A 24,190-nucleotide genomic window follows, 5' to 3' on the forward strand; every position below is an offset into this window, starting at 1 on the left:
GGCCCTATTTTTATACGTTAAATCTCAATTGTGTTAAAAAGAAAGGGATCTCCCTTAAGATAATTCCTTAGAATCGCTTGCGCATAAGGCTGTTCTGCTTTCAGTCCCTCGGTTTCTCTAGGGTCGGGTGCATGATGGCAATAATTTTCGATCATAACCATGACCGTAAAATGCTCTAACGTCTGAACCCACTCCCCATCAAGCTTGATAACACTCTCATACCCCTTAATGACTAGTTCTCTTTGCAGAGGATATATTCCCAAAATGGTATGTGCCACATCATAAAGATAATAGCCCCAGCCACATCTTCCAAAATCAATCGGTCGAGGTTCACCCTCTTTAAATATGATGTTCCCTTGATGTAAATCACCATGGATGACCCCATAAGTCCTTCTGTTCTTATTTTTATGCTGCTTGCTTAACCAGCCGTATAATTTCTCAGCCGCAGACTGATACAGCACGAACTCATCATCCGAAAGAAAACTATGGTAGTGCAGCTTTAATCGGAGCATTGCTTTTCTAAAGCTATGTTCATCCCACACGGGACGATTAAAACCTGGAGGTAACTCAAGCTCCTGTGCCGCTTTATGTAGCTTGGCTAATAGAACGCCTTCTTTGTAAATTTGCCCTTCGGTAAGTCTTTCGTTCGCATGTTCGCCTTCAACCCAGCGCATTAACGATGCATATATACCATCCCCATTACCTTGCTCCACTTTGAACGTAACAGAACCTGTTCGATCATGAACGCCCTTTGGCAGGGGCACATCGATTTTCCTCTTCAAAAGCTCCAGCCACGCGATTTCAGAGTTAATTTCCTCTTTAGATCTCCCCGAGTGAAGACGCAGCAAAAAAGTTCCCTCTTTATTAGTCTCTATTACAAAAGTGCAGGTGTCCGATAGTTGATTGAAACGAATCTGAGTCCAATCGAGGTCAAAGTGCTGGAGCGCCATTAAAGCTGCTTGCTTATAATTATTTCTCATTTTTTGTACCATTAAGTTCCATCATGAATAATCCATCCTTTCAATGATTATTTAATATGAAAACTATCTGAAATAAATATTTCTCTTGAAAATAATTTCAGAAAACTAAATAATATAAAGCAGTACTACATGTCGGATCTATCATCTTAATAAGGGTGGAGCTTCATTACAGACAGAAGAAAGGTTGAACATTGGCACCATGAACGCAATTCCAAACCTCAACAAGGAACCCGCCCGTGTGGAAAAAACACGCAAAGAACCTTTCCCCATCTCTATTCTTTCGCTTACAGTAGGCGCTTTTGCCATTGGAATGACTGAATTTGTCATCATGGGTATTTTACCAAATGTCGCCAAGGATTTACAGGTTAGTATTTCAACAGCAGGCCAGCTGATCACGATGTATGCCCTTGGGGTAGCCGTCGGTGCTCCTATTCTAACCATCCTTACACAACGAATTCCGCAAAAGAAACTGTTATGCCTGCTCATGGTATTATTTATTCTAGGCAACGGAATCTCTGTATTTGCTCCAAACTATGCCGTTCTTATGGTTGCTCGTATCATCACAGCTTTAACACACGGGACTTTCTTTGGCGTTGGTGCAGTAATCGCTTCTAATCTGGTCAAGCCCAATAAGCGGGCCGGAGCCGTATCCATTATGATGGCTGGTCTAACGATTGCTAATATCGTCGGTGTTCCTCTAGGAACATTTATTGGGCAATACATGGGCTGGCGCGCCTCATTTGCTGCGATAGCAGTCATGGGAGTCGCTGCACTAATCGGCATTCTTATTTTCATTCCAAAGATTAAACAAGACAAACCTGCTAGTGTAATCCAGCAAATCTCTGCGCTAGCTAATCCTAAACTGCTTCTATTCTTACTGATCGGTGCGCTTGGTAACGCCAGCTTGTTCACAGTGTTCACTTATATAGCGCCACTGCTAATGGAAGTTACCGGCTTTGCCGAGCATAGTGTGACATGGATTTTAGTTCTCTTCGGCTGTGGTGTAACCATCGGGAATATCGTTGGTGGGAAGCTTGCAGATTGGAAGCTGATGCCTTCTATCGTGGGACTTTATTTCGCGGTTAGTGTCATTCTTACGATCTTTTCCTTCACAATGCATAGTCCAGTAGCTGCGGTCATCACAATATTCTTCTGGGGTTTGGTATCCTTTGCGGTCATGCCAGGACTTCAAATAAGGATCATGAGTCTGGCTCAGTCCGCACCTGCACTTGCTTCTACAACTAGCCACTCCGCAGGTAATCTCGGAAACGCAACAGGTGCCTTCATCGGCGGATGGGTCATTTCTCATCTTGCGATTACTTCGCTGCCATGGGTCGGTGCTGTTCTGGTAGGACTCGGTCTGGTACTGGGAATTGCTTGTTATGTAGCTGAGCGTAAAGAGAGAGTGGCGTAATATTTTATAGGGCTATATTTAAAAAAGAGGGTGCCCCCAAAGCGATAAAAATGGCTTAGGGACGCCCTCGTGTTTTTTAACAAACTATAGCTATCTATTTATGGGTTCCTTCTTCTAATACTTAGCATCTGATTTGCCCCTTTTTGAAATTCATAAGGAACCTTCATCTCCTCCACAGCGAAACCTTGGCGAACCAGCTCATCGATAAGGCGATCTAAATGCTCATATCTTTGGCAGGACAGATCAACTAATGGGAAAATACGAAGCTCTCCTCTAGTCACCCGCATAAGCTCATTAACAGTCCTTAGATGAAAATCATAGTCCAGCCGATCACTATACATAAACAGGAAGTGTGCAGACAATGTCAGATCAAAAGCCTCATCATTAAATGGCAAATCAGGTAAAACCACAGGAACATATCGCTCCGGGGTTTGTCTCTGATCCTTGATATTATCGTTTAAAGCCTTAATTCTCGCTTGTGTCAGATCCTCTATAGACTCAAAGTAGTCCCACACAAAGTTATCCTGTACCTTACTCAGTTCAGACATAGCATGCTCGATATCTTGAACACCTTTGTCCGCAAGCTCATCCGTAGAGTAATAGTAAGCAATATCGGCAGCAGTTACGTTACTCCCCAATTGATTGGATATCGCCGTGAAAGAACAGGCACCCGCAGGACAATCCAAAATCCGCCCGCCTACAAGATCCGCTTCTTTCAAATTAAACATCTGCAAATATTCCTCATAGGTCCTTCCTATAAAAACAATCCTCTCCAACTCAAGCTTTCCCTCTACTCCACTCATCTCATCTCACCTTTTCTCATTTCGACTAATACTGCTCGCTTTTACTTCTGTTTAAATATATATATAAGATAATCTATAAGAAGTCCTAGAATCAGGAACGTCCCAAAATGAATTACATACGTAGGAAATCTGACGCTGATCAATATACTGCTTGCAGCCCATTCCGTATTATTAGCATCAACCATCCAGTTTGCAAAAGGCTTCATAAAGATCAGCGTATCTATAATCGGATTAAGTCGTACAAGAATGATGTTTGCAAACCCGATCCCCAAATAATCACCTAGACAGATGATGATACTAATAATCGAAAACCAGAAACTGAATTTTCTCCTTAAAAACATCAAGCACCGCCCTCTCTTTTTTTCCTAATATATACAATTCGTTTAAAATTCAAAATATCCTTGTCGCGGATAGCTCCTGCTTTAAAAAATGATACAATCTGGAGCTCGCTAACTTGAACGGATAATCCGAAAGTTTACATAGGATTCCACAGGTCATATCGATAACCTTTCCCTCCAATCTTCGCACTACCGTTCCTGCAGGGGCCGGATTCAAGACTATCTCAGGGACAAGAGCGACACCTAAGCCACTTTCCACAAAATACTTTAAAGCCGACATGCTTCCAATCTCCATAGTATCGAATGGTGCTCCACCTGATTCCTGTAGCACACTTTCTAATTTTTTGCGATAAGGACAGTTTGCTGCCGTAATAAGTAACCGATGCTCCTGTAAATCCTCTGGTGTAATATTCTCCTTGGAAGCTAGCGGATGCTCTTCTGGCATAAGTAACACAAATCCCTCCGTAAATAAAGGTTCAAAATAAAGCTCCTTACCCAGCTCTGGCGCTGAACATACAGCCATATCAATTTCGCCTCGCAAAAGTAGTTCACTGAGTGCAGAGGTTCCCGCGATCTCCACGGAGACTTTCACTTTCGGAAACTGCGTCATAAAGCTACTTAACAGCTGCGGCAAACGGTAGCTCGCCGTCGGATCTGTTACCCCTATGCGGACGTTGCCAGCCTCGCCTATCTTCAAATCGGCCAAACGACTCTGTAACCGCTCCATATCCTTAACAATATGTAAGCTTTCTTCATAAAACAATCTACCAGCTTCTGTTAAGCAGATTTGTTTTCCCCGCTCAAGCAGTTGACATCCTAAGTCGGATTCAAGCCTCTGCATTTGCATCGTGACCGTTGATTGGGCATAATTCAATTCCTCTGCTGCACGGTTAAAGCTACCTGAAATCACAATTGCTTGAAAGGTTTTTATTGTTTTTAGATCCATTCCTGAGCCCTCCACTACTTAATTCAAATAAATTGAACGGAACCTTCAATTAATTCAATTATACGAAATCCAATAATCACTATAGAATACTCTATATCAACAACATACGCCAACAAAAGGAGTGAATAAGGATGGATCTTAACAATAAAGTAGCCTTAGTAACTGGTGGAGGTACTGGAATTGGCACGGCTGTAAGTCTGGAATTAGCCCGACGCGGAGCCCTTGTTGCAGTCAACTATTCTAGATCCGAGGCAGAAGCTAATGAAACTGTGAATACGATTATAAATCAAGGTGGACAAGCGATAGCAGTACAAGCCGATGTTTCTAAGGATCAGGAAGTGCGAAGTATGGTCCATTCGATTATTCAGCATTTTGGGACGGTAGATCTACTGGTGAATAACGCCAGTATTACTAAACATATTGCGCTGGGTGATCTGGAAAAAGCAACGGAGGAAGTCTGGGATGAACTATATGATGTAAATGTGAAAGGAATGTTCTTCTGCGCCAGAGCAGTTGCACCGTATATGAACAAAAGCGCCTCAGGCGCCATCGTTAATCTCGGCAGCATCGCCGGACAAACTGGCTTAGGCTCTTCCCTTCCTTATGCGGTCTCCAAAGCTGCTGTTCATGGCCTCACGAAATCTCTAGCCCATGCGCTAGCTCCAACTATTAGAGTGAACTGTGTCGCTCCGGGAGCTGTTGCTACAAGATGGTGGTCTGGTCGAGAAGAACAGATGCATAAATTAGCACCTAATCTGCTGCTCCAGCGTATATCATCCACTGACGATATCGCTCAATTCGTCTGCGCAACACTCGAACAGGAAGCAATGACCGGACAGATCATTACGGTAGATAGTGGACAAACGTTGTAACAACTAAAACCAGCAAATGGAATGTCAAATGAAACGCCGCTAGAATATTCAGGGAATATCTCCCTATAACTCTAAGATCACTACCCGTCCAACTAATAATTACGGAAAACCTCCCTATAATTTAGCTGATTTGCTGTAAAATAAAGAAATTGCCCTGATTTATAGGGAGGATTTCCCTATTTTCGATCATTTAAAGCTAAAATCGGCTATTTATAGGAAGGATTTCCCTATTTGGTTTTTTATGCACACGTCGTCTGTTGTCTGGTTTGTTTTATATAGAAAGAAGCTGCCCCAAAAGTAGATTTCTCTACTTCTAGGACAGCCTCCTCAGTACTACTGGTGATGATCTTTAGTTAGGGTCACTACCCCAAATCAAATTTCCTGACACGTATGCTGGTGCTTTGCTCCAGTCTACATAGTTCGTATCTACCGCATTAAAGGAATAATCTCCGGTTTGAGTGTAATTCGTCCAGTCCTCTTTAGCCACACGCACCTGGATGTCGATGCTCGCACCCGCAGCAAGTGAACCCGCTGCACTCGAGAAGCCAACCTCTAGATAATAATCCGCATTCGCTTTAGCTGTTGGCAATTTAACAAATATTCCGGTTACATTCACACTTCCCACCTGTGACCAATCGCAGAAGAAGCTTTGTGGCTTCTCTCCATCAATCGTGTAATAGTATCTTAAATTCACATTGGAGAGCGCTCAGCACTTGTGCTCGTATTCACCAGCTTGAACTTTGGATTCAACGTATTTCCTGAAGCAGACAATGTTCCGTTATACATCTGTACTTTCAATGCTGCGGTAGGAGCTACTGTCGTATCCGAAATTTACCGAGAGAAAATGGTTGTATTCTCATGAAGTTTGTCTCTAAAAATCGTACCATTTTCACACCTTAGATTACATTTTACAAGCACAGATGCCTCCTTTTGAGATGGCATCCGTTTCTCGGTTTATTTTATTGATTTATTGCCGCAAACGACTCTGCTGCTGCAGAAAGATAATAAGCCAACCCCGTTTGCTGACTCTCAAGCATTTTAAGATGAAAGTCATCACTTAAGAAAAATTGAGTCTGCGCTGCAAAGTCTTTCGCAGATATGTTATGGCCATGTTTGTTCATAAATTCAAGATGATATCGAATCAAATTCTCTATTTCCTTATCGTTATGTTTTATCCCTTCTCTTAATGAACTTGCTATTTTATTCATAAATGTCATGCCTTCAAGCGCTTGTTCATTCATATCCTGAACATCTTCTGGTACAACTTTAATAGAGTCCATCCCATACGATTCCTTCAAATATTGATTTTGCTCGATCAGAGCTTCTTTCCATTCTCGTTCGCTTTCAAATCCTTCGAACATTTCCTTATTATCCATGTGCTCCCCATCCTTTAAATAACCAATAGATTTACGTAATGTCTGAACAATCGTATCCAGCCTGGCTTTACGGACAAGGAGTAGCTCCGCCTGCTGCGAAAGAATAGAGTACCTGTCGGAATGATGCTCCATCATTTCCTTGATTTGATCTAAAGAAAATTCTAATTCTCTGTAAAATAGAATCTCTTGCAAACGTTCCAGCTCTTTCGTTCCGTACAACCGGTATCCAGCATCACTTATCCTGCTTGGTAAGAGAAGACCGATCTTGTGATAATGATGAAGCGTTTTAATCGTAACCTTGGACAGTTCCGATACTTCTTTTACCGTGTACAATGTTGCTCATTCCTCCTTTCCTTATGTAGCTTAATGCCTCCCCTAAGAGGAGTGTCAAATCAAAAATCCAGAAGAATCCCAAAAAAGCCCTCTCCACCTCAACGGTGAAGAAAGCTACTACTGCTTAATGCGTAAGCACAAATTCATCCAGCATCTTACCATCCACATCATATGCCTGATAAGTCAAACTATCCTTGGTAACACTAATCCCTGCGAACATTTGCTTGTAGTTTTGAAAATGCACCGCATGATAAAACTGATCCACTTTTTTCTCGTTAAATTTCCCTCCGGAAGCATTGGTCACCACATATACCGTACCTTTTTTAGCACCTACCGGATTCTCACCTTCAGGAACGATTTTTCCAGCCCGTAACGGGTAGGACCTGGAGTATTCATGATTATGACCCTGCAGCACCAGATCGACCTTGTATGCATCAAAAATATCTGTCCAATCTTCAACCTTCTTATATGAATTCCCCCCGTATGCCGGACGGTGCATCGCAACAATCTTCCATTCCTTATTCGTGCTCTTCAAATCTTGCTTCAGCCACTCCGCTTGCTTTTTCAAATTGCTCTCTGTATTCAATACAGACACATGTACAGGACCGTAATCGAAAGAATATGAGATGCCTGCAATAGAACCTTTTGCCCCGTTATCTGGCAGGTTGAAATGGGAAGTAAAGTCCGTCGCATCGTCATCAATCTCATCATGATTTCCCGTAACAGGCATTAAGGGTATACCAGAAAGCAAGCCTTGCACGTTACCAAAAAATTGATCCCAGCCCGCCGAATCCTCCGGGTTCTCCGTTAAGTCACCGTTATGCACAATAAACTTGGCCTCTGGAAAGGTCTGAAAGGCCTTGCTCAATGTCTTCCCCCACAGTTTAAAATCATCCGCACTCTCCCCTTGGGAATCCGCGACGTTGATAAATCTAACACTATCTAGTCCAACCTCTTCTGTGGTGAATTCCGCAACTGAACTCCATTCTCCCTCAAGTCCGCTGCCCACTCGGTAAGAATATAACGTCCCAGGTTCAAGTTCTGTAACCTCCGCTTTATGAACACCTCTGGTACCATTGTCTGTTTTTATGGCTCTACTATTTGCTTCTACCCTTAGTACATCCAATTCTACAAAAGAGGACACCTGTCCCTTTACTAACTCCAGAACTCCTCCAGCACTGGATTCACTAGTATACCAAGTAAACGCACGACTCGTTCCCGCATCTCCCTTAAAGGTGGTAACAAGATCATACGGGGCTGGTGATTTCTTGGAGCTCCCGGATTTGGACCACTCCATTCCAATAGCCACCAAGATCAGAACAATCACTACTATCCCTAGGATGATGGCGAATTTATAGTCTTTCATCACGGCTCCTCCTTAAATGTCTCTCTAGTCTTCTAACTAAGATAGCCTTCCAGAAAGTCAGAAGTCAAATCTATAGATCTATACTTTTGTTAACGCAGTGTAAAACACTCAGCTAACATTCAGTCTATTTTAAGTTAAACATAAGGTCTGTCTCCTAGAATTAGTTGTGCAAGAAGGTTAGCCTACGGCAGAGATAGAGATAGAAACGAGGTGGGAAAATGAGTAACAAGCTACAATTCCGGCATGAGCTAAAATTCTTCATTAACTATCATCAATACCTTGCATTGCGCCTGCGATTACAGAGTTTGATTGATACAGACCAGCATGCCAATGAGAGTGGCGAATATCATATTCGCAGTTTGTATTTTGACGACATTAACAACTCGGCGCTTGCCGACAAACTCGGAGGTCTCAGAGAACGCGCCAAATATCGTATTCGTATCTACAACATTCAAGACAACATCATTCACTTTGAGAAAAAAATCAAAATGGACGATTATATCGCCAAAATTAAAGAGCCGCTGACCCGTCAAATGTACGACGAGATCATGGCAGGCTACTATGAGGTCCTGAATGTCTCTGAATGTCCCTGACAGTCCACTGTTCATGGAATTATACAATCAGATGCGCCATAACCTGCTTCGGCCGAAGGTCATCGTGGATTATGTTCGCGAGCCCTATGTTTGCCATAACGGCAACGTGCGGATCACGTTCGATAAAGAATTACGTACCGGTCTGCATTCGACGGATATTTTTGATAAGGATTTGCATCGATTCGAGCGATTGATGAGAACTTCATTATTTTTGAAGTGAAATTCGATGAATACATTCCGGAATACATTAAAATTGCGCTGCAGTTAGAGGGGCTGAACAGACAGTCCGCTTCCAAATACGTGATCTGCCGCAAATTTCTAAAAACCAACACTTGGGAGGATTATTGATTATGAATGCATCACTAGCAATGCTAGCAGCAACCTCAACATCAACAGATACTACAAATACTTTTTCGGATATCATTAAAAACTCGGTGATAGACAACTTTGTCTCCGATATAAGCATCTCAAAAATGCTCATCACGTTAGGTGTGGCTTTTCTGATTGGCTACTTTATTTATCTGCTCTATAAACGTGTATTTAGCGGAGTGTTATACTCCAAAAGCTTCAATGTCTCGCTAATGGGCATGACCATGATTACAGCCACTGTTATTATCGCCATCAATTCTAACCTTGTTCTGTCCCTCGGTATGGTCGGCGCATTGTCCATCGTTCGTTTCAGAACGCCGATCAAAGATCCAACAGATCTGATCTTCTTATTCTGGGCAGCAGTCGCAGGGATTGTAACTGGCGCAGGCTTCTTCACTTTGCCTATTGTGGGTTCAATCATCATCGGTCTAATTCTATTCTTGTTCATCAAACATTCTTCTATCGAAACACCATACTTGCTGGTCATTAACTGTGATGGCGATGAGAGTGAACGTGAAGTCCACAACCATATCACCAAATCCGTGAAACGTTACAACGTGAAGCAAAAAACAGTATCTGCAAACAATATCGAATTAACACTAGAGCTTCGTCTGGATGATAAAGTAGGTGGCTTTGTCAACACAGTTTCCGACCTTAAGGGTGTCAAAAATGCACTTCTGATTAGCTACAGCGGTGACTATGTATCCTAATCATAATAAGATGAAAGGCGGTGCCCCAGATGAAAGCAAGAGGTAAATCTATCCTGCTGAGTCTTTGTTGCCTGCTGCTGGTCATCGCCGTAGCTGGGTGCCAGAACGCAAGTCCCTCTGCAACAAACGAAACTGCAACAGATTCTCAGGATAAGAAAGTCTCGAGCGACGAGAAAAATCTAGACGAGCAGGTCTTTCCAAAAAATAAGGTCGTCGATGTCAAAATTACTTTAGACCCGGATGATTTTCAGGATATGCTGGATAATGCCAGCGCGGAAGAATATAAAACCGCTTCGGGTTGAGTATAACGGCATTAAATTCGATAACGTGGCCGTACGGACTAAAGGGAATCTTAGTCTCAGAAGTGTAGTACAGATGAAGGACTCTGACCGTTACAGCCTCAAAATTTCTTTTGATGAATATGTGAACCAGAATTTATTCGGCATCACTAAGATCAACCTAAATAACAATTACAGCGATGCTTCTTATATGCGTGAATTTCTGACCTATGAGCTCGCTGAGAGTGTCGGACTCCCGACGCCGAAATATTCCTTCGTTAATGTATTCGTCAACGATGAGCTAAGGGGCTTCTACCTCGCGGTAGAACAGATCGGCGGCGCTTATCTGGAACGCAACTTCGGGAACTCTTACGGCGCACTTTATAAAGGGGAAATGACCGGTCAGGGCAGTGACTTGACTTGACTTGGCTTGGTGACGACCCTTCCCTCTATACCGGATTAGTAATGAAGTCGGATAAATCTAACGATGATATTCTGATCGATATGCTGAATGAGCTTAATCACGGCACCGATTATGAAAAATACATCGACGTAGAGGAATCGCTGAAGTATATCTCTCTAAATGCGGTCACGGCAAATATGGACAGTTATTTAGGTGGTAATAAACAAAATTATTACTTATATGAAGACAAAGGCGTCTTCTCGATCCTGCCGTGGGATTATAATATGGCTTTTGGCGGCATGGGCAGCGCAGACGTGCTGATTGACGAGCCTACACAAGGCGCGCTGGCTGAACGTCCTCTGATTGCGAAGCTACTTGCTAACGACGAATACAAAGCGAAATATCACGAGATCTTCAGCGAAATGATGAATGGCTATCTAGCTGATGATACGTTCCAAACTAGAATGGATCAGCTGGACATCATGATTTCCAGCTATGTCAAAGCAGATCCTTCTGCTTTCTACACCTTCGAGCAATATGAAGAAGGGATAAAGTCTGTTAAGATCTTCATGTCGAACATGGCGAAAAATATCCAGCAACAGCTCGATGGAACAATCCCTTCCTCCGGTGACCGATCGGGAAGCGGTATGGGTGGTGGCATGGGCGGCGGTGGCTTTGGTGGTGGCGCTAGGAATGGCGCGGCACCGGGAGCAACTGCTGCTGGACAAGGCGCGGGCGTTGCTAACGCGGGAACTAAGAGCACAGGTGCTGGCACTGCGGCTACGAATGCCGAAAGCGGGCAAGCTGCCACGGATGAACAGGCTCCTCAGGGCGGCGCAGGCGGTGAGCCCGGGGCTATGGGTGGACCAGCTATCCCTGAAGGTGGAAATGGGCCTGGCGGTGGCGGAATGGGTGGCGGTATGCCTGGTGGCATGGGTGATAACTTTGGCGCGGGTGCTGGCGCTATGCAGCAAAAAGGAAGCACGAGTGAAGCCATCACAACTGGGGTCGCGATACTTCTCTTACTGCTGACTGCAGTCATTGTGACCTTCTATAAGCGGAAACGGCTGTAGACAAAAAAGTTATTCACAACAAAAAAACATAAGAGAAGCTTCCGTCGTTTATCGGCTGGGACTTCTTTCATGTCCCAAAGATCATATTGCCCAAATCTCCACAAAAAAACTGTGAACAGTCTCACACTTCACTCGAGACTGTTCACAGTTATAAATACAAACTTTTTTCTAATCAAAGTATCCAATTCAGATCACGAAATCCAACGATCCCTACTACTCTTTCCGCCCGCGCAATATACTTATAGCCGCTATTAGAAAGGCTAGTAAAGATATCCCGACTGCGATGTAGACCATTGGGTTGACACTGTTTATTTTTTCCTCATCTTTCATGATAGCATTATGCTCTTCCATACTCATGGAATCGCTCTTGACATTGGAACCGTGAGAATGTTCATCCCCACCGGAGGCTTGTACAATTGAAGTAATAGAATGCGGATTCTCTGTTCCAGCCTCACCGGACCATTGCACCAAGCTTCCATCGGCGTAGTGTTGATAAGCATCCCATGCAATGTCACCAGCGGCATCAGGGTTCTTGGCCGTAAAGTAGAAGCGTTGGAATTGCCCCTTCTGAATGCCCTCACCATTAGCTATCCAGCTAACCTTATTCCCCTCAATGGTAACATCCCATCCGGGTGTAGCCTCATATTGTTTAAACTCTGCACCTGCTGGAACTCGTAGATCAACTTGTACAGTTGCCACATCTTTTTCCGAAGGAACCTTTAATGTATAAGTCTCCCATGCCCCCGTGCTAGATTGTGCTGGTGCCACAGTTACGTGCGCGCTAGCCACTGCTGCGAACAATAACAGTGTTGCTGCAGCTGGTGCGAATAGTGTCATTATTTTTCGAGATAATCTGTTCATGGTTAGCCTCTTCTCATCCATAATTATATAATTTCGTCCTTAACTTCTTGCTATACATCTTTAGAAAAATCCCGTTTACGCGAAGCAAGCCCTTGCTCCAAGGCATAACGCGTCAGCTGCGTTCGGTTTTGGAGTTGCAACTTTTGGAGGATGTTCTTCAAATGATTTTTTACAGTATGCTCCGAAATCCCCAAGCTCACAGCAATCTCCTTGTTTTTTGATCCAGAAGATACACAGCTTAAAATTTCTTTCTCTCTAGCCGTCAACGACTCCCCTTCATCCGTTACAGAGGGTACGGTGAACTCCTTCAAGATTTGAAAAGCCAGCTCCCGACTTAGAGGTGCTTCTTCATTAACAATGGCCTGCAAATATTGAATCCAGGTGGAAGGTGCCAGATTCTTTAGCAAATACCCCTGTGCTCCTTGCTTTAGCGCTTCGAGGAGGTGGGAAATCTCGTCCGATACGGTAACGATAACGATTTTGACATAGGGATATTCCTGCTTGATCCGGCGAGTCGTCTCCAGCCCGTCCATTTCCGGCATCTGAATATCAATTAGGATGAGATCAGGCATCCACTGGGCTGTGAAAGCGATCGCCTTAGCACCACTCTCCACTACTCCAATAACCTCAAAACTATCATCCATGGACAAAATCTCACACATCGCTTCACGTGCATGCGCATGATCATCTACAACTAAAACCCGGTATCGGCTCATGGACTGACTTCCCCTTTCGTAATTTCAACCTGGGTGCCTGTGTCACTAGACGTGAGCCTAAGCTTCCAGCCCATCCCCTCGACACGTTCCTTCATGATTTGAAGTCCGTAGCTGCCGCTCACTTCAAATGGATTATGCTGAAATCCTTCTCCATTGTCTGTAACAACTACCCTCCAGCTCTTCTCATCACCAGCCCCAGTAATTGAAACCAGTCCAGCTCGTGTATGCTTACGAACATTAATGATCGCTTCACGAATACAGGATAACAATTCTGATTTTTCCGAAGGGGAGAGCGCATCATCTTGCAGGCTCCAATCGAGAGAAGCTTCGATCATAATCTCATTTGCCATCTGGGCTAGCTGATCTTTTACCGACTGTTCCAATGAAAAAGAACTCTGCTCTGAGACCGGAATCTTCAGATTGGCAATGGCCTGCCGCACATAACGGTTCACCTCATGGACCGTCTTTTTGATCTGATCCACATTTTCCTCACTGACTTCACCATTCTTGCGGCTTGCTTCTAGCCGGTCAATTTTGACAGATAAGAGAAATAAAGATTGCGCCATCCCATCATGCAGTTCCTTGGCAAGTCCTTCCCGGGCTTTCATCGCATCTTTAAGCGCACGTTCCTGCTCCAGCTCCCGCTGATTCCGCTCCATAAGTGAGAACAAAGGCAGGAGCAACACAAGACTGACTAAAAACACCAGGACTGGCGTCAAATAGTTCCCCAAATCCATAGAAATATAAGGCATTAGAAACTGGTGACGCACAATCTCCCAGATCCCCACCATTAGCGTTGGCAGTAACAGGATCATATACTTTATTTGTTTATACGTTGCCGTCCCCTCCTGCACATCTTATGCTTAACAATATCACCGTCTCATCTAAGCTTCATGACTCGATCGGGCTATATTGACTTGTTAATGTTACAAATTTAAGTATTTTAAAAGGTGAATGCCGACATTTATAATATCATAAGTAAGCTTTCATATATTGTAGCAAAAAAAAGATACATCTCACGATGCACCCAATCATTTCTACTTTTTACTGCGAAGTCCTACCTAAAGTGGTGAAGTATAACGTCCATATTGGATTTCCATTTCTTTCAACGAATCTCCTTCTTTTTTCAGAAAAAACGTATTTACTCCCTCTGAACCCCACCAATTCAGGCCGAGTAGTGGTCCCTCTGAGGTTTCAGCAGCAAAAAGGATGGAGAACATTTCAGGCATAACCTCTCCGCCATCATCCACCCGCCAGACTGAATATTCATCGCCTTGAATCACCGCTGGATAGTCCATGAAGGTAAATTCATCTTTTTCTTTCCAGACGAGACTAAATAACATATCCTGATCCAGCCTCACGAATTGAACGAGATACAGCTGCCGATCTGAAGATAGGTCTGCCAGCTTCCATATTTTCTGAATTTCACGTTTTTTCGTATCTACAATACGCTGTCGAACACTTTCCTCCACAGTAGACAAAGCTTCTTGACCCTCAAAAGATTCAATAGGCAAAAGCGCATCAACCTTAAAGTCTGTTTGATCCGTCAAATAGTAGGTTTCATCCGGGGTCGCACTTGTTTCTTCCACCGTAAAAAGATAACCCGCCAGATTCACAAAATTATGCGCCATTTCCCGGCCATTACTGTTCTCTGTTCCATCCTGCCATTTATTAAATTTAACCTTTAACACATTCCCCTGATCACCAATAGCCTCATTGAATTGTGCCATCTCTTGATCCAGCCCTTTTTCATGCCCGGTGACTAGAATATTCCGCCCCTCTGCATCCGCAAAGCCAAAATTCGTCTTCAGCTTCTCAATATCTAGATAAGCTTCAGTCTTCTCCATCCTAAGAGTTGGTAATGGCTCTGCGCTTGGAGGAAGAGTTGGAGAAGGCAGTACAGTTTCCGCACTTTGTTCCGGTGTAGACTCAGCATGATCGCTATCACTGGTCAAAGCGTTGTTGCTAGAACAACTCACCAACATAAGAACAATAAAGAAACTTACCATAAGCTTATTCATTCTTATTCCTCCAAACGAAGTTAGAATATTCCCATGCTCAGGTAACGTTCCCCCGCATCAGGTGCAATACATAGCACTCGCTTGCCGGCCCCGAGGCGCCGTGCTTCCTGCAATGCTGTCCATACTGCGGCACCACCTGATGGGCCAAGCAGAATCCCTTCCTGTGCTGCCAGCATTCTCACGGTATTCAGTGCATCTTCATCCGAAACTTGAACAATTTCATCATAGACCCTCGTATTCAGAATGGCGGGTATAAAGCCAGGACTGGTTCCAACTAGCTTATGCGGTCCAGGCTTTCCACCGGATAACACTGGTGAGCCCTGCGGCTCAACAACTAAAATACGAATATCTGGAAGCTGCTCACGCAACACCTCCCCAGTTCCAGTTATCGTACCACCTGTTCCTGAAGAAGCAACGAACACGTCCAACTTCCCTTCCATTTGCTCCATAATTTCAAGAGCTGTCGTAGTTCGGTGAATGTCAGGGTTCGCTTTGTTCTCAAATTGCTGTGGAATAAAGCTGTTCTCCACTTCTTTTCCTAGCGCAATTGCTTTTGCAATAGCTCCCGGCATCCGCTCCGCTGCAGGTGTCAGCACAACTTCAGCGCCATAAGCCTTTAGAATATTGATTCGTTCCTTCGTCATATTGTCAGGTATGACAAGAATCGCTTTATAGCCTTTTGCTGCGGCATTCATAGCCAATCCAATGCCTGTATTTCCGCTTGTCGGCTCTATAATGGTCCCTCCGGGCTTCAACAGCCCGGCTAGTTCTGCTTGCAGGATCAGATTATAAGCTGCTCTATCCTTTACACTGCCACTGGGATTGAAGCGTTCCAGCTTCACATATAGTTCTGCATCTTGGGCGGTGGTCAACCGATTTAGTCGAACAACCGGTGTATTCCCAATCAGCTCAGTTATATTATTAACAACTAGGGGTGTCATATATAGAACCTCCTTCATTACTTTACATACCCTTCATTGTAACTTGAGTGGCACCTCCTGTCGATTCTGGAGCTTTTCAGGCACCCTAAACCAGGTATAAATACCTTCAACGATCTTATAAGGAAAGCCGCCTCCCATACTTATGGGTAGGCGGCTTCATCACAACTGACTACGGATCTACAATTTACGGATTCACGTTAAGGGTAAAAGTAGATGTATTATTCTTAATATACGTTACCGTATTCGTAATCTTCAGATTGTTGAACGTTGCTGAGCCTCTGGCTGGACCTTGACCCGCCTCAGCAGCTTCATTCACCCAGATACCCACCCCGGATTTACTATCAAAAGCATCGCCGCTCTAAAAAAACAATTCATTATTCGCTGCTAGTCATTCCTCATGCATCTTTGACTCCCACTTCAACAAGTCTCTGATCTATACCAAGAGGTTGACCATATCCTAACTAATAATGGTAATAATATAATTTATAGGAAGGTGGACGTCGATGGCGATTTTATGCTTTATGTGTGGAATCTTCTCATTTAAGAAGAAACAATGTTTACGTCCTTAAACCTCTCAGAATTCAAACTGATTGATACATAAAAAATAAATAGACCATTACTTCTAGCCCAGGGGCAGGAAATAATGATCTTTAAGAAATCTGTCTATTCGTATAAATTGCCGTTCGCCAGCTCTGCCAGCTTCCCTTCATCCAGTACACTTAGGCGTCCACGATTTCGCGTAATAATCCCTTCATCAATAAAACGACGTACGATTCGATTAAGATGTCGATAGCTTGTGCCAAGCAATTCTGCTGTCTCTATAAGGCTAGAGGTCCGAATCTCCTCCACACGTCGATCACCGTTTTTATCGGCGAATAAAGACATCAAATAACTGGCAAATCGATTCTCTACCGGATACAACAGGTTAAGTGCAGAGGCTTGGCCAAGCGTGTGCAGCTTGTGACTAAGCTCTCCAACGAGGAAACGCAGTAGTGCTGTATTTTCCTCAAGCTCCCTAAGCAGAAGTCTTCTCTTGGCAAAAAGAATCAGGCTCTTTCCCACAGACTCCACTTGATTCTTGACAGGAAAGCGATGAAGCAGCTCCACATCCCCAATCACAGATATCGGATTTGTAAACCGCACCAGCATAGACTTGCCGTTTGGCAACAGTGTCTGAATTTTGAGCTTGCCCTCGACCAATATGAACATCCCATCCAATTGATCGCCAACTAAACACAGCTTTTCTTCATCCGCATAACGTCTCAACTCCATTTTATGCGTTACCAGCGGGCTAAAAATTCCGTCCAGACCGTTCTTCAATGCCAAGGCACGGACAGCTTCACGGTCATTTATCGTTTGCATGTGGTGCCCCCTCTATTGCTTGCTCAAATAAGTGTAATTTAGAATACCCCACAAAAAAAGGACATATGTCCTTTTTTGAAAATATAAACCGCATTAAAAATTGCATCGTCCAGCCGATTGATGGCAGCATTTACAACACGAACGAGGTGATTGCGAGGAATATCTTCTTCTAAATCCATAGGCAGGAAAAGTTGATCCATGGTATATTTAATGTACAAAAAAATCGCTCCTTTGGAAATGGTTGGGTGGTACCTTCATTTTACCAAAACGGGCGATTTTTTTGTTTTTTTTTTGAAAGAATGAAGAGACTATTTCCGCTTAAACAGCGGAGAGAACGGACTGATTGTGGAAGAGCGGAGCGTTCGCCTTGCTCTCCGGATTTTCACCGCTAAGAGGAATAAAAAAATCTGGGGAGCACAGCGATTGTAACAATAGTCCGTTCGCGGAGCGTCCACCTAACCGCCCACAATAATCCTAGATAAAAAACGAAGCTGTCCCAAGTAGCCATTTTCATGGCTTTTGAGACACCCCCTTATACTCGTAAGGATTTCCTAAAATACCTTACATCACAACAGAGTCCACACTATATCGGATCATATTCACTTTCTGATCTTGTAACCAAAATTCTAAATTCCGATGATTGATTTTATCCACATACCCGATAATATCTGTCCCTTGTTCCCCTCTTTTATAATAAGAAGAGCCGTAAGCTTCAATCAAATCATCGGCAGAAGACCCCACATGAATACCTCTCGTAGTGCACTTCTTCTGATCGGAATAGACGCTGATTAGAATGATTTTATCATCACCACGCGCTGTGGCTACTGTTGTCTCGTTATCCAAATTATAATATTGATATCGTTCAATATCTTCTCGGGGTTTAGGCGCCTGGGTGAGCGATTCGAGGCTCTGAAGCAACTGAATGTCTCCCAGACGTTCCTGCTCTAGATTGCTGCTGGATACGCGAGAGTAATGACTTTGTCTTGGGGCATTGTATAAATAAATATGATAGATCCCATAACTTAAACCTACCGTAATAAAAATGAAGATAAATAACCAGCCGTTACTAAATGACTTCTTTCTCACTTTCCTCTCACCTTCTTCTAACCTTTACTGTGCAAAATACTTCTCCAGCTCACGCTGCGCCTGATATTCCGGGAAATTAAAAGACTGCCACTTCCGCTCTCGCTGAGCACCGTCCCACCATTTGTTTTTCAAAAATTGATCTAGCATCCCGTCTTCCTTACGACTGAATTTAATCAGAGAAGGGATGACTTCCGGTGACAGACCAACCAAATAATCTGCATCCAGCTTACCGCTCACCTCATAACGCTCCATATTCTTATTAGCTATAATGACATCCATACCTATATAGTTCATAACAACATAAGAGATCAGACCTAGCACAATATAACATTTAGCCAACGGCAAACGGGTTACAACAATCCGTACAGCTGCAAGAATCAACAGCAAACCCATAAATATCATAAATGCATGAACTAGGAATCGAATCGTAGTATAACCATACGCCTCTTCATATAGGGTTAGTCTAGTATAGGCAGAATACAACATGACAGTTGAACAGCCAACCAAGATATACAACATAATACTAATCACTTTTCGGAGCAGTCCGCCCCTCTTTCCTTCTGATCCCAAACCCAGCATTAGAATCACGAAATTAATCGCGGTCACCATAATTAACTCGAAGAATCCACTACGAGCGTAATCAGCATAGGAACTACCCTCTGGTAACATTCCTTCCCAAGCTCCAAACAAGTAAGAAAATTGGACGATTACGAACAGAACATATACTGTGTTAATGGCTATAAGAATTGTCGTCATAATTACTGGATCAACCTTAAAGGTCAGAGGCGCCCGCACAGGTCCATACTCCCTTGGTTGCACATTCCAGTCATAGACCTTCGAATCTACAAAGCCCCATACTAAGCCGAACAAACCCATTCCTATCAAGAGTACCCACAACGTCCGCACAATAATTTCACCAAATGAAATTCGATCCAGCATATTTGGCAGCCATATTAGCACATGATGAAATACACCATCGGCCGAAGCCAGCAGGGTAATCACAACAAGCAATATCGGTAAAGAGATCGCAAGTCCTGTGAACACTTTCCCCAGCACTTGCTTGCGTTCATCCTTCACCTTACTATCACTGCTACTTTTGACGTCCTTGAACACAGTACTCCAGTGGCGAAAGTTCTGTGGAAGCAAATGCTCTAGTGTATCCCAAAGTATTCTAAATTGACTCCAAGAGGGGCGTTTATCACTTAGCAAATAAGTCATATGTAATAAAATCAGCACAGGGATTACTAATAGGTTCAACCCAAAGTAGAACAGATTATGAAACAATACATAGGTCATCGAGAGTAGAAAAATCGCTCCAAACCAGAAATAACTGAGTTTGGTGAGTTTGCGTAGTTTAGCCTTTGCGTAATAAAGCATATACACATAAAACAGACAAACGAAGATAGGATAAGAAACACCTGGCAACTTTCCGTAGAACAACAACTGATGAACAATCGCCAGTAAGAAGGCAACAATTAAAGCGGCAAGTGATCGATTAAGCTTAAGCTCCGTTTCATCGGTCATGGTAAACACCCCCATATTCTTACTTTCTTATCCTTATTCTAAGTGATAAAATAAGAAAAAAAAGAGAAAGAATTTTTTAATAATTTCCTATTTTCTGAAAGGGACTTAACCATGAAGCTGCATAGCCAATATTTAAAGCTGCACTCTCAGTTTGGGGGAGCTACAGAAATCTCAGTTACGATGGATGAGCTAGCCTTGACCTTCGGATGTACACACCGCAATGCCATGCATATTGTGAATAAAATGATGCAGCTCGAATGGATCCAATGGACGCCTAAGCGCGGACGTGGAAGCCGTTCCTTATTACAGTTCCTTGTCCCCTCTGAAGAAATTGCGCTTCAATCCATGATGCAGGCCATCAGCCGTAAAGATGTTCACAAAGCTATTGAAGGCATCAAAACCCATGCCAGCTCTTCCTCGCTGCAGGATACCTTACAAGGTTGGCTGCTGACCTATTTTGGTCATCATTCCGAAATCCGTAGTGACAAACAGATTGATACTCTGCGGCTTCCCATCACCCAGCAGCTACATACCTTCGACCCGCTTCATATGAATCTATTGGCAGAGTCTTTCGTTTCCAGTCATGTCTTCGACGGATTAGTGAGACGCAGCGGGGAACGGGATAAGATTGTTCCTAGTCTTGCTCATGCCTGGGAAGTGGATGAGAGTCGGACGATTTGGACTTTTTTTCTACGCAAAGAAGTGTTGTTCCATCATGGAAAAGTACTGACGGCAAAAGATGTAGTCTATTCCTTGGGACGGCTGATGCAAACCTCAAAGCGGACGCTCTATAGCTATATTTTCAAAGAAATCCAGCGAGTTACGGCGCTAAACCCATCCACCGTTCAAATTACGCTTAAACAGCCCAATGAGCTATTCCTCCCTTTCTTGTGTACGAGTAGAGCGGCAATTGTTCCGCGTGATTTAGAAGGAATGGACGAACCGAGCTTTGGCCGCAGGCCGGTGGGGACAGGACCATTTAAGGTTGTGGACATGAACGAGGACACTTGTGTGCTGGAGGTTTTTCCTTATTATTTTCTAGGAAGAGCTCATTTAGATCGAATCGAAATAATGTATGTTCCGTGGGATACTGAGTCCGATTCCTCAGATACTGGCTCGGCTTTTCATGTGATTCAGAATCCTTCATCCACCAATTCTTCTTCTTGGAGTCGGATTCATTCAGAGTCCTACATTCGTAAATTCGTTACCTGCAACACACAAAAAAAAGGACCGCTTAGCGACCCCCTTCTTCGGGCAAAGATCGTATCCTGTTTAAAAGAAGACTCAGCGTCTGTAACGCATAAGCCGATGGAAGACCATGAGGTCACCTTGCAAATAACCACCATTCCGCAATATGCTAACGATGCTGAATGTATTGCTACTAAACTAGAGCGTCAAGGTTATCCGTGTACGGTTGTTTCCGTGTCTCCAGAGGAGTTCAAGGGCCCGATCCGGCTGGAGTCTGATCTGATTGTTTTCTCATTATTTCGTGACGAGGATGAACAGCTTCGCTTATTTGATCTATATCTCACGCTTTCCCAGCATATAGAACCGCATACTCGTGCGGATATTGAAGGCTGGCTCTATACCATTGCACGAGAACCTAACCCTAAGGCTAGATCCGAGAGCTTTAGTATGATCGAGAACCGTCTTCTTGAGGAACATCATCTGCACATTTTGTATGAAAAGCCCACCCAAACCGCTTATCTTCCCTCGGTCCGAGGCGTAAGCTTCAATAGTCAGGGCTGGGTTGATCTTCGTCATTTGTGGTTCCCGCCGCTGCTCTCCAGCGACATCCCTACATGATATACGCCATATTCCTTCGATTCCCGAATCATCGGAGCCCTTTTCCAATCAAATTAGCAGAAACTGGCTCCTTCCCGATTTTCCTTGCCCAAACGGACAACTGTCCGACATGATGAATTTCATGAGCAATCACATGGCGCATTACTTCACCCCAAGTATCTGTCACGATCCGGCCATCCGCCAGATGATCCTCAAACATATTCCGCTCCAAACCCGCATGCCAAGAAAGTACAAAGGGCTTTACATCGGGCCGGAATTTCGCATCCAGTTCTTTTACCTGCTGTAAGGACTTGTAATGTTCGAAATCCTCCTGAAAATCCGGTTTACCTTGCAACACTTGTATCCAGCTCCACTCCACATCAACAATGTGAAAAAGAGTCTTCAATATGCTGCCTACACCACCAGTACGTGCCCCAAGTAGCTCTTCCTCAGAAATATTCTCACACCACTCGTACCATTGTTCACGAACCATCCAGTTATATTGAAAGAATGTTTGCAGATCAAGGCCTCCTTTTAATGGGAACTTAGATGTTTCCGGTAACCTTCAACCTTCTCATCTCTATACCCTAACGATTCATAAAAAATATGCGCTTCCTTACGCTTCTCTCCAGAGACTAAAATGATATAAAAGCAGTCTCTCTCGTGAGCCATTTCTTCAATGGCAAGCATTAGTTTTTTGCCCACACCTTGACGACGGGCCCGTGGTGAAACTACCACATTCTCAATCACCATAAACGGTTTACAATCTCCTACCAGGTCATGACAGACAATCCCCATCAAAGACCCCATTAACTCTCCATCCACAAAAGCACCCAACAATATGTACCGACGATCTGCCTTAATTACTTTAAATACTTCTTCTAGTTTATTAAGATCCGATGGTTGATCCATCAGCTCCTGATATAAATCACCAAGTTCATGGAGAGACTCCAATTCTATTTCTTTAATAACGACCATGAATGTTCAACCTGCTTTCTTTAATTTAAGAATCTTTTTCATATATATACAATTCACCATTCCGTGGATAAAATATCCGCTTTCCATTATAACCTCTGAGGGCTAGTTGTTGTGCTAATACCTTCATAAAAGCGCCATGCGTGACTAATAATACATTGGATGATCCAAAGTCACGTTCTAAGCGCTCAATAACTGCTTGTGTGCGAAGTAAAGTTGACCCTCTACTCTCAGGCTGGGAGGAATGACCCATATACCAAGCGATTCGCCCCAGTGCTAACCAAATCGAACGATGTAGCTTCATTCCAGTCTGCGAGGTCGCAACTATCTCGATTTCTCTTAGCTGCTGAGTGTATATAATATCACCAGTATAGATTTGAGTCGCCGTGTGAATAGCTCTAGGAAGATCACTGCTGAAACATGCCTCCCAGACTTGCTCTGAGCTGCTAAATTCCCCAGACTCGATATTTGATTGATTATACTCTTCTGCCCATGCGTTGAATTGCTCCCCCGACATTCGCCCGCTCACCGGTTGATGCCCCACTTTAAAATGTCTCACTAAACCAATTTTCATAATGAGTAACACATCCAATTTGGTCTGATTTATGGAAACTCATTCAAAATCCTTTATTTTTGTACCTTCAGTTCAAATTCATCCTTCTGCCCATCCCACTCAACAATAACCTTAATAATCGAGTCCTCATGTTCAAACGCCCCGCTTCCAGCTCTCTCGGACTTCAACTCACTTTTTCTTACTCCCTTAACATCTTCTAAGGTTTTACTTCCTCCACCTGATGTTCCCTTGAAGCTATATTTAAAAGAACTGATCTTATCAAGGTCGGTAAGTTCACCTTTATACTTAAGTTCGAAGGTTGAATCAAACCAGGTTTCATACTCTGACCTTACACCCTTTTTATCGATGAACTTTTCTGTTGCCTTTTGAACATATTCAGCCGACCATACTTTTCCTTCACCTGTAAATGTGTAATTGTGTTTATAGGTAGTTGTATTGCAAGCAGCAAGAAGAACTATGATTATTCCAGACAGCATCAGTGCGGATAGCTT

The 24,190-nt window shown here is 43.5% G+C and carries 28 protein-coding genes and 1 pseudogene; 8 read left to right on the forward strand and 21 right to left on the reverse strand.

The window, feature by feature from the left end; genetic code table 11:
- Window positions 1-17: 17 nt before the first annotated feature.
- A complete protein-coding gene (locus L1028_RS10870; protein ID WP_234533689.1) occupies window positions 18-992 on the reverse strand; it encodes a phosphotransferase enzyme family protein in 975 nt (324 codons plus the stop codon).
- Window positions 993-1,179: 187 nt separating this feature from the next.
- Here L1028_RS10870 and L1028_RS10875 point away from each other — a divergent pair, with 187 nt between their 5' ends.
- Complete coding sequence (locus L1028_RS10875; protein ID WP_234533691.1) at window positions 1,180-2,394, forward strand: MFS transporter; 1,215 nt, start codon at window positions 1,180-1,182, stop codon at window positions 2,392-2,394.
- A 98-nt stretch (window positions 2,395-2,492) separates the two neighbouring features.
- On the opposite strand, the gene L1028_RS10880 is transcribed toward L1028_RS10875, so the two are convergent.
- Genes L1028_RS10880 through L1028_RS10890 form a run of 3 tightly spaced genes read right to left on the reverse strand, consistent with a single transcriptional unit; the run spans window position 2,493 to window position 4,481 of the window.
- Entirely contained in the window at window positions 2,493-3,197 is a 705-nt protein-coding gene (locus L1028_RS10880; RefSeq protein WP_234533693.1) for an SAM-dependent methyltransferase, read from the reverse strand.
- A gap of 41 nt (window positions 3,198-3,238) precedes the next feature.
- Complete coding sequence (locus L1028_RS10885) at window positions 3,239-3,538, reverse strand: hypothetical protein (RefSeq protein WP_234533695.1); 300 nt, start codon at window positions 3,536-3,538, stop codon at window positions 3,239-3,241.
- Window positions 3,539-3,587: 49 nt separating this feature from the next.
- Window positions 3,588-4,481, reverse strand: coding sequence for a LysR family transcriptional regulator (locus L1028_RS10890; RefSeq protein WP_234533697.1), 894 nt, complete (start codon window positions 4,479-4,481; stop codon window positions 3,588-3,590).
- 131 nt (window positions 4,482-4,612) lie between these two features.
- On the opposite strand from L1028_RS10890, the gene L1028_RS10895 reads away from it, so the two are divergent.
- Entirely contained in the window at window positions 4,613-5,353 is a 741-nt protein-coding gene (locus L1028_RS10895; RefSeq protein ID WP_234533699.1) for an SDR family NAD(P)-dependent oxidoreductase, read from the forward strand.
- A gap of 349 nt (window positions 5,354-5,702) precedes the next feature.
- Here L1028_RS10895 and L1028_RS10900 read toward each other — a convergent pair whose 3' ends face one another.
- The 3 genes from L1028_RS10900 to L1028_RS10910 all read right to left on the reverse strand — a co-directional run bounded on the left by L1028_RS10900 (window position 5,703) and on the right by L1028_RS10910 (window position 8,428).
- A complete protein-coding gene (locus tag L1028_RS10900; RefSeq protein ID WP_234533701.1) occupies window positions 5,703-6,047 on the reverse strand; it encodes a cellulose binding domain-containing protein in 345 nt (114 codons plus the stop codon).
- A 265-nt stretch (window positions 6,048-6,312) separates the two neighbouring features.
- Entirely contained in the window at window positions 6,313-7,062 is a 750-nt protein-coding gene (locus L1028_RS10905) for a MerR family transcriptional regulator (protein WP_234533703.1), read from the reverse strand.
- 124 nt (window positions 7,063-7,186) lie between these two features.
- Window positions 7,187-8,428: a purple acid phosphatase family protein gene (locus tag L1028_RS10910; protein ID WP_234533705.1), complete on the reverse strand. Its 1,242-nt coding sequence runs from the start codon at window positions 8,426-8,428 to the stop codon at window positions 7,187-7,189.
- A 218-nt stretch (window positions 8,429-8,646) separates the two neighbouring features.
- Here L1028_RS10910 and L1028_RS10915 point away from each other — a divergent pair.
- The 5 genes and pseudogenes from L1028_RS10915 to L1028_RS31475 all read left to right on the forward strand — a co-directional run bounded on the left by L1028_RS10915 (window position 8,647) and on the right by L1028_RS31475 (window position 11,854).
- Window positions 8,647-9,369, forward strand: a pseudogene (locus L1028_RS10915) (polyphosphate polymerase domain-containing protein).
- Window positions 9,370-9,371: 2 nt separating this feature from the next.
- A complete protein-coding gene (locus L1028_RS10920; protein WP_234533707.1) occupies window positions 9,372-10,100 on the forward strand; it encodes a DUF4956 domain-containing protein in 729 nt (242 codons plus the stop codon).
- A 29-nt stretch (window positions 10,101-10,129) separates the two neighbouring features.
- Window positions 10,130-10,402 carry a hypothetical protein gene (locus tag L1028_RS31465; RefSeq protein WP_341482523.1) on the forward strand — a complete coding sequence of 91 codons (273 nt, stop codon included), beginning with the start codon at window positions 10,130-10,132 and terminating at the stop codon, window positions 10,400-10,402.
- Entirely contained in the window at window positions 10,365-10,802 is a 438-nt protein-coding gene (locus L1028_RS31470; RefSeq protein ID WP_341482524.1) for a CotH kinase family protein, read from the forward strand. Before L1028_RS31465 ends, L1028_RS31470 begins: the two co-directional genes overlap by 38 nt.
- Window positions 10,799-11,854, forward strand: a complete 1,056-nt coding sequence (locus L1028_RS31475; RefSeq protein WP_341482526.1) for a CotH kinase family protein — start codon at window positions 10,799-10,801, stop codon at window positions 11,852-11,854. The genes L1028_RS31470 and L1028_RS31475 overlap by 4 nt, the downstream gene beginning before the upstream one ends.
- Before the next feature lie 213 nt (window positions 11,855-12,067).
- On the opposite strand, the gene L1028_RS10930 is transcribed toward L1028_RS31475, so the two are convergent.
- From L1028_RS10930 to L1028_RS10970, 10 genes are all read right to left on the reverse strand, one after another.
- Window positions 12,068-12,715 carry a DUF1775 domain-containing protein gene (locus L1028_RS10930; RefSeq protein ID WP_234533708.1) on the reverse strand — a complete coding sequence of 216 codons (648 nt, stop codon included), beginning with the start codon at window positions 12,713-12,715 and terminating at the stop codon, window positions 12,068-12,070.
- A gap of 50 nt (window positions 12,716-12,765) precedes the next feature.
- Window positions 12,766-13,431: a response regulator gene (locus L1028_RS10935; protein ID WP_234533711.1), complete on the reverse strand. Its 666-nt coding sequence runs from the start codon at window positions 13,429-13,431 to the stop codon at window positions 12,766-12,768.
- The gene (locus tag L1028_RS10940; protein ID WP_234533712.1) at window positions 13,428-14,246 is read right to left on the reverse strand and encodes a sensor histidine kinase; all 819 of its coding nucleotides are present in this window, start codon (window positions 14,244-14,246) and stop codon (window positions 13,428-13,430) included. The genes L1028_RS10935 and L1028_RS10940 overlap by 4 nt, the downstream gene beginning before the upstream one ends.
- 246 nt (window positions 14,247-14,492) lie before the next feature.
- Window positions 14,493-15,452, reverse strand: coding sequence for a hypothetical protein (locus L1028_RS10945; RefSeq protein WP_234533714.1), 960 nt, complete (start codon window positions 15,450-15,452; stop codon window positions 14,493-14,495).
- Window positions 15,453-15,472: 20 nt separating this feature from the next.
- Complete coding sequence (cysK, locus tag L1028_RS10950; protein ID WP_234533716.1) at window positions 15,473-16,393, reverse strand: cysteine synthase A; 921 nt, start codon at window positions 16,391-16,393, stop codon at window positions 15,473-15,475.
- Window positions 16,394-16,577: 184 nt separating this feature from the next.
- Window positions 16,578-16,709: a hypothetical protein gene (locus L1028_RS31260; RefSeq protein WP_279306849.1), complete on the reverse strand. Its 132-nt coding sequence runs from the start codon at window positions 16,707-16,709 to the stop codon at window positions 16,578-16,580.
- 347 nt (window positions 16,710-17,056) lie between these two features.
- On the reverse strand, window positions 17,057-17,755 hold the full coding sequence (locus L1028_RS10955; RefSeq protein ID WP_234533717.1) for a Crp/Fnr family transcriptional regulator: 699 nt from the start codon (window positions 17,753-17,755) through the stop codon (window positions 17,057-17,059).
- A 38-nt stretch (window positions 17,756-17,793) separates the two neighbouring features.
- On the reverse strand, window positions 17,794-17,973 hold the full coding sequence (locus tag L1028_RS10960; protein WP_234533719.1) for a hypothetical protein: 180 nt from the start codon (window positions 17,971-17,973) through the stop codon (window positions 17,794-17,796).
- Between the two features lie 343 nt (window positions 17,974-18,316).
- Window positions 18,317-18,841, reverse strand: a complete 525-nt coding sequence (locus L1028_RS10965; protein WP_234533721.1) for a hypothetical protein — start codon at window positions 18,839-18,841, stop codon at window positions 18,317-18,319.
- A 24-nt stretch (window positions 18,842-18,865) separates the two neighbouring features.
- The gene (locus tag L1028_RS10970) at window positions 18,866-20,365 is read right to left on the reverse strand and encodes a DUF4153 domain-containing protein (protein ID WP_234533723.1); all 1,500 of its coding nucleotides are present in this window, start codon (window positions 20,363-20,365) and stop codon (window positions 18,866-18,868) included.
- A 111-nt stretch (window positions 20,366-20,476) separates the two neighbouring features.
- Between L1028_RS10970 and L1028_RS10975 the strand changes: the two genes are divergently transcribed.
- Window positions 20,477-22,171, forward strand: coding sequence for an ABC transporter substrate-binding protein (locus L1028_RS10975; RefSeq protein WP_234533725.1), 1,695 nt, complete (start codon window positions 20,477-20,479; stop codon window positions 22,169-22,171).
- A 28-nt stretch (window positions 22,172-22,199) separates the two neighbouring features.
- On the opposite strand, the gene L1028_RS10980 is transcribed toward L1028_RS10975, so the two are convergent.
- From L1028_RS10980 to L1028_RS10995, 4 genes are all read right to left on the reverse strand, one after another.
- Window positions 22,200-22,670, reverse strand: coding sequence for a DinB family protein (locus L1028_RS10980; RefSeq protein ID WP_234533857.1), 471 nt, complete (start codon window positions 22,668-22,670; stop codon window positions 22,200-22,202).
- Between the two features lie 14 nt (window positions 22,671-22,684).
- Window positions 22,685-23,128, reverse strand: a complete 444-nt coding sequence (locus L1028_RS10985; protein WP_234533726.1) for a GNAT family N-acetyltransferase — start codon at window positions 23,126-23,128, stop codon at window positions 22,685-22,687.
- 25 nt (window positions 23,129-23,153) lie between these two features.
- The gene (locus L1028_RS10990) at window positions 23,154-23,684 is read right to left on the reverse strand and encodes a histidine phosphatase family protein (RefSeq protein ID WP_234533729.1); all 531 of its coding nucleotides are present in this window, start codon (window positions 23,682-23,684) and stop codon (window positions 23,154-23,156) included.
- A gap of 68 nt (window positions 23,685-23,752) precedes the next feature.
- Complete coding sequence (locus tag L1028_RS10995; protein WP_234533731.1) at window positions 23,753-24,175, reverse strand: hypothetical protein; 423 nt, start codon at window positions 24,173-24,175, stop codon at window positions 23,753-23,755.
- Window positions 24,176-24,190: the final 15 nt, after the last annotated feature.

Origin of the sequence: Paenibacillus pseudetheri (genome assembly GCF_924513355.1) — a bacterium.
Lineage (GTDB): Bacteria > Bacillota > Bacilli > Paenibacillales > Paenibacillaceae > Paenibacillus_AQ > Paenibacillus_AQ pseudetheri.

Bases quoted from the DNA above. Each gene is read 5' to 3' on its own strand.
- L1028_RS10870 (WP_234533689.1), bottom strand. From the start codon at position 992: ATGGTACAAAAAATGAGAAATAATTATAAGCAAGCAGCTTTAATGGCG.
- L1028_RS10875 (WP_234533691.1), top strand. From the start codon at position 1,180: ATGAACGCAATTCCAAACCTCAACAAGGAACCCGCCCGTGTGGAAAAA.
- L1028_RS10880 (WP_234533693.1), bottom strand. From the start codon at position 3,197: ATGAGTGGAGTAGAGGGAAAGCTTGAGTTGGAGAGGATTGTTTTTATA.
- L1028_RS10885 (WP_234533695.1), bottom strand. From the start codon at position 3,538: ATGTTTTTAAGGAGAAAATTCAGTTTCTGGTTTTCGATTATTAGTATC.
- L1028_RS10890 (WP_234533697.1), bottom strand. From the start codon at position 4,481: ATGGATCTAAAAACAATAAAAACCTTTCAAGCAATTGTGATTTCAGGT.
- L1028_RS10895 (WP_234533699.1), top strand. From the start codon at position 4,613: ATGGATCTTAACAATAAAGTAGCCTTAGTAACTGGTGGAGGTACTGGA.
- L1028_RS10910 (WP_234533705.1), bottom strand. From the start codon at position 8,428: ATGAAAGACTATAAATTCGCCATCATCCTAGGGATAGTAGTGATTGTT.
- L1028_RS10920 (WP_234533707.1), top strand. From the start codon at position 9,372: ATGAATGCATCACTAGCAATGCTAGCAGCAACCTCAACATCAACAGAT.
- L1028_RS31465 (WP_341482523.1), top strand. From the start codon at position 10,130: ATGAAAGCAAGAGGTAAATCTATCCTGCTGAGTCTTTGTTGCCTGCTG.
- L1028_RS31470 (WP_341482524.1), top strand. From the start codon at position 10,365: ATGCCAGCGCGGAAGAATATAAAACCGCTTCGGGTTGAGTATAACGGC.
- L1028_RS10930 (WP_234533708.1), bottom strand. From the start codon at position 12,715: ATGAACAGATTATCTCGAAAAATAATGACACTATTCGCACCAGCTGCA.
- L1028_RS10935 (WP_234533711.1), bottom strand. From the start codon at position 13,431: ATGAGCCGATACCGGGTTTTAGTTGTAGATGATCATGCGCATGCACGT.
- L1028_RS10940 (WP_234533712.1), bottom strand. From the start codon at position 14,246: ATGATCCTGTTACTGCCAACGCTAATGGTGGGGATCTGGGAGATTGTG.
- L1028_RS10945 (WP_234533714.1), bottom strand. From the start codon at position 15,452: ATGAATAAGCTTATGGTAAGTTTCTTTATTGTTCTTATGTTGGTGAGT.
- cysK (WP_234533716.1), bottom strand. From the start codon at position 16,393: ATGACACCCCTAGTTGTTAATAATATAACTGAGCTGATTGGGAATACA.
- L1028_RS10955 (WP_234533717.1), bottom strand. From the start codon at position 17,755: ATGCAAACGATAAATGACCGTGAAGCTGTCCGTGCCTTGGCATTGAAG.
- L1028_RS10970 (WP_234533723.1), bottom strand. From the start codon at position 20,365: ATGACCGATGAAACGGAGCTTAAGCTTAATCGATCACTTGCCGCTTTA.
- L1028_RS10975 (WP_234533725.1), top strand. From the start codon at position 20,477: ATGAAGCTGCATAGCCAATATTTAAAGCTGCACTCTCAGTTTGGGGGA.
- L1028_RS10985 (WP_234533726.1), bottom strand. From the start codon at position 23,128: ATGGTCGTTATTAAAGAAATAGAATTGGAGTCTCTCCATGAACTTGGT.
- L1028_RS10995 (WP_234533731.1), bottom strand. From the start codon at position 24,175: ATGCTGTCTGGAATAATCATAGTTCTTCTTGCTGCTTGCAATACAACT.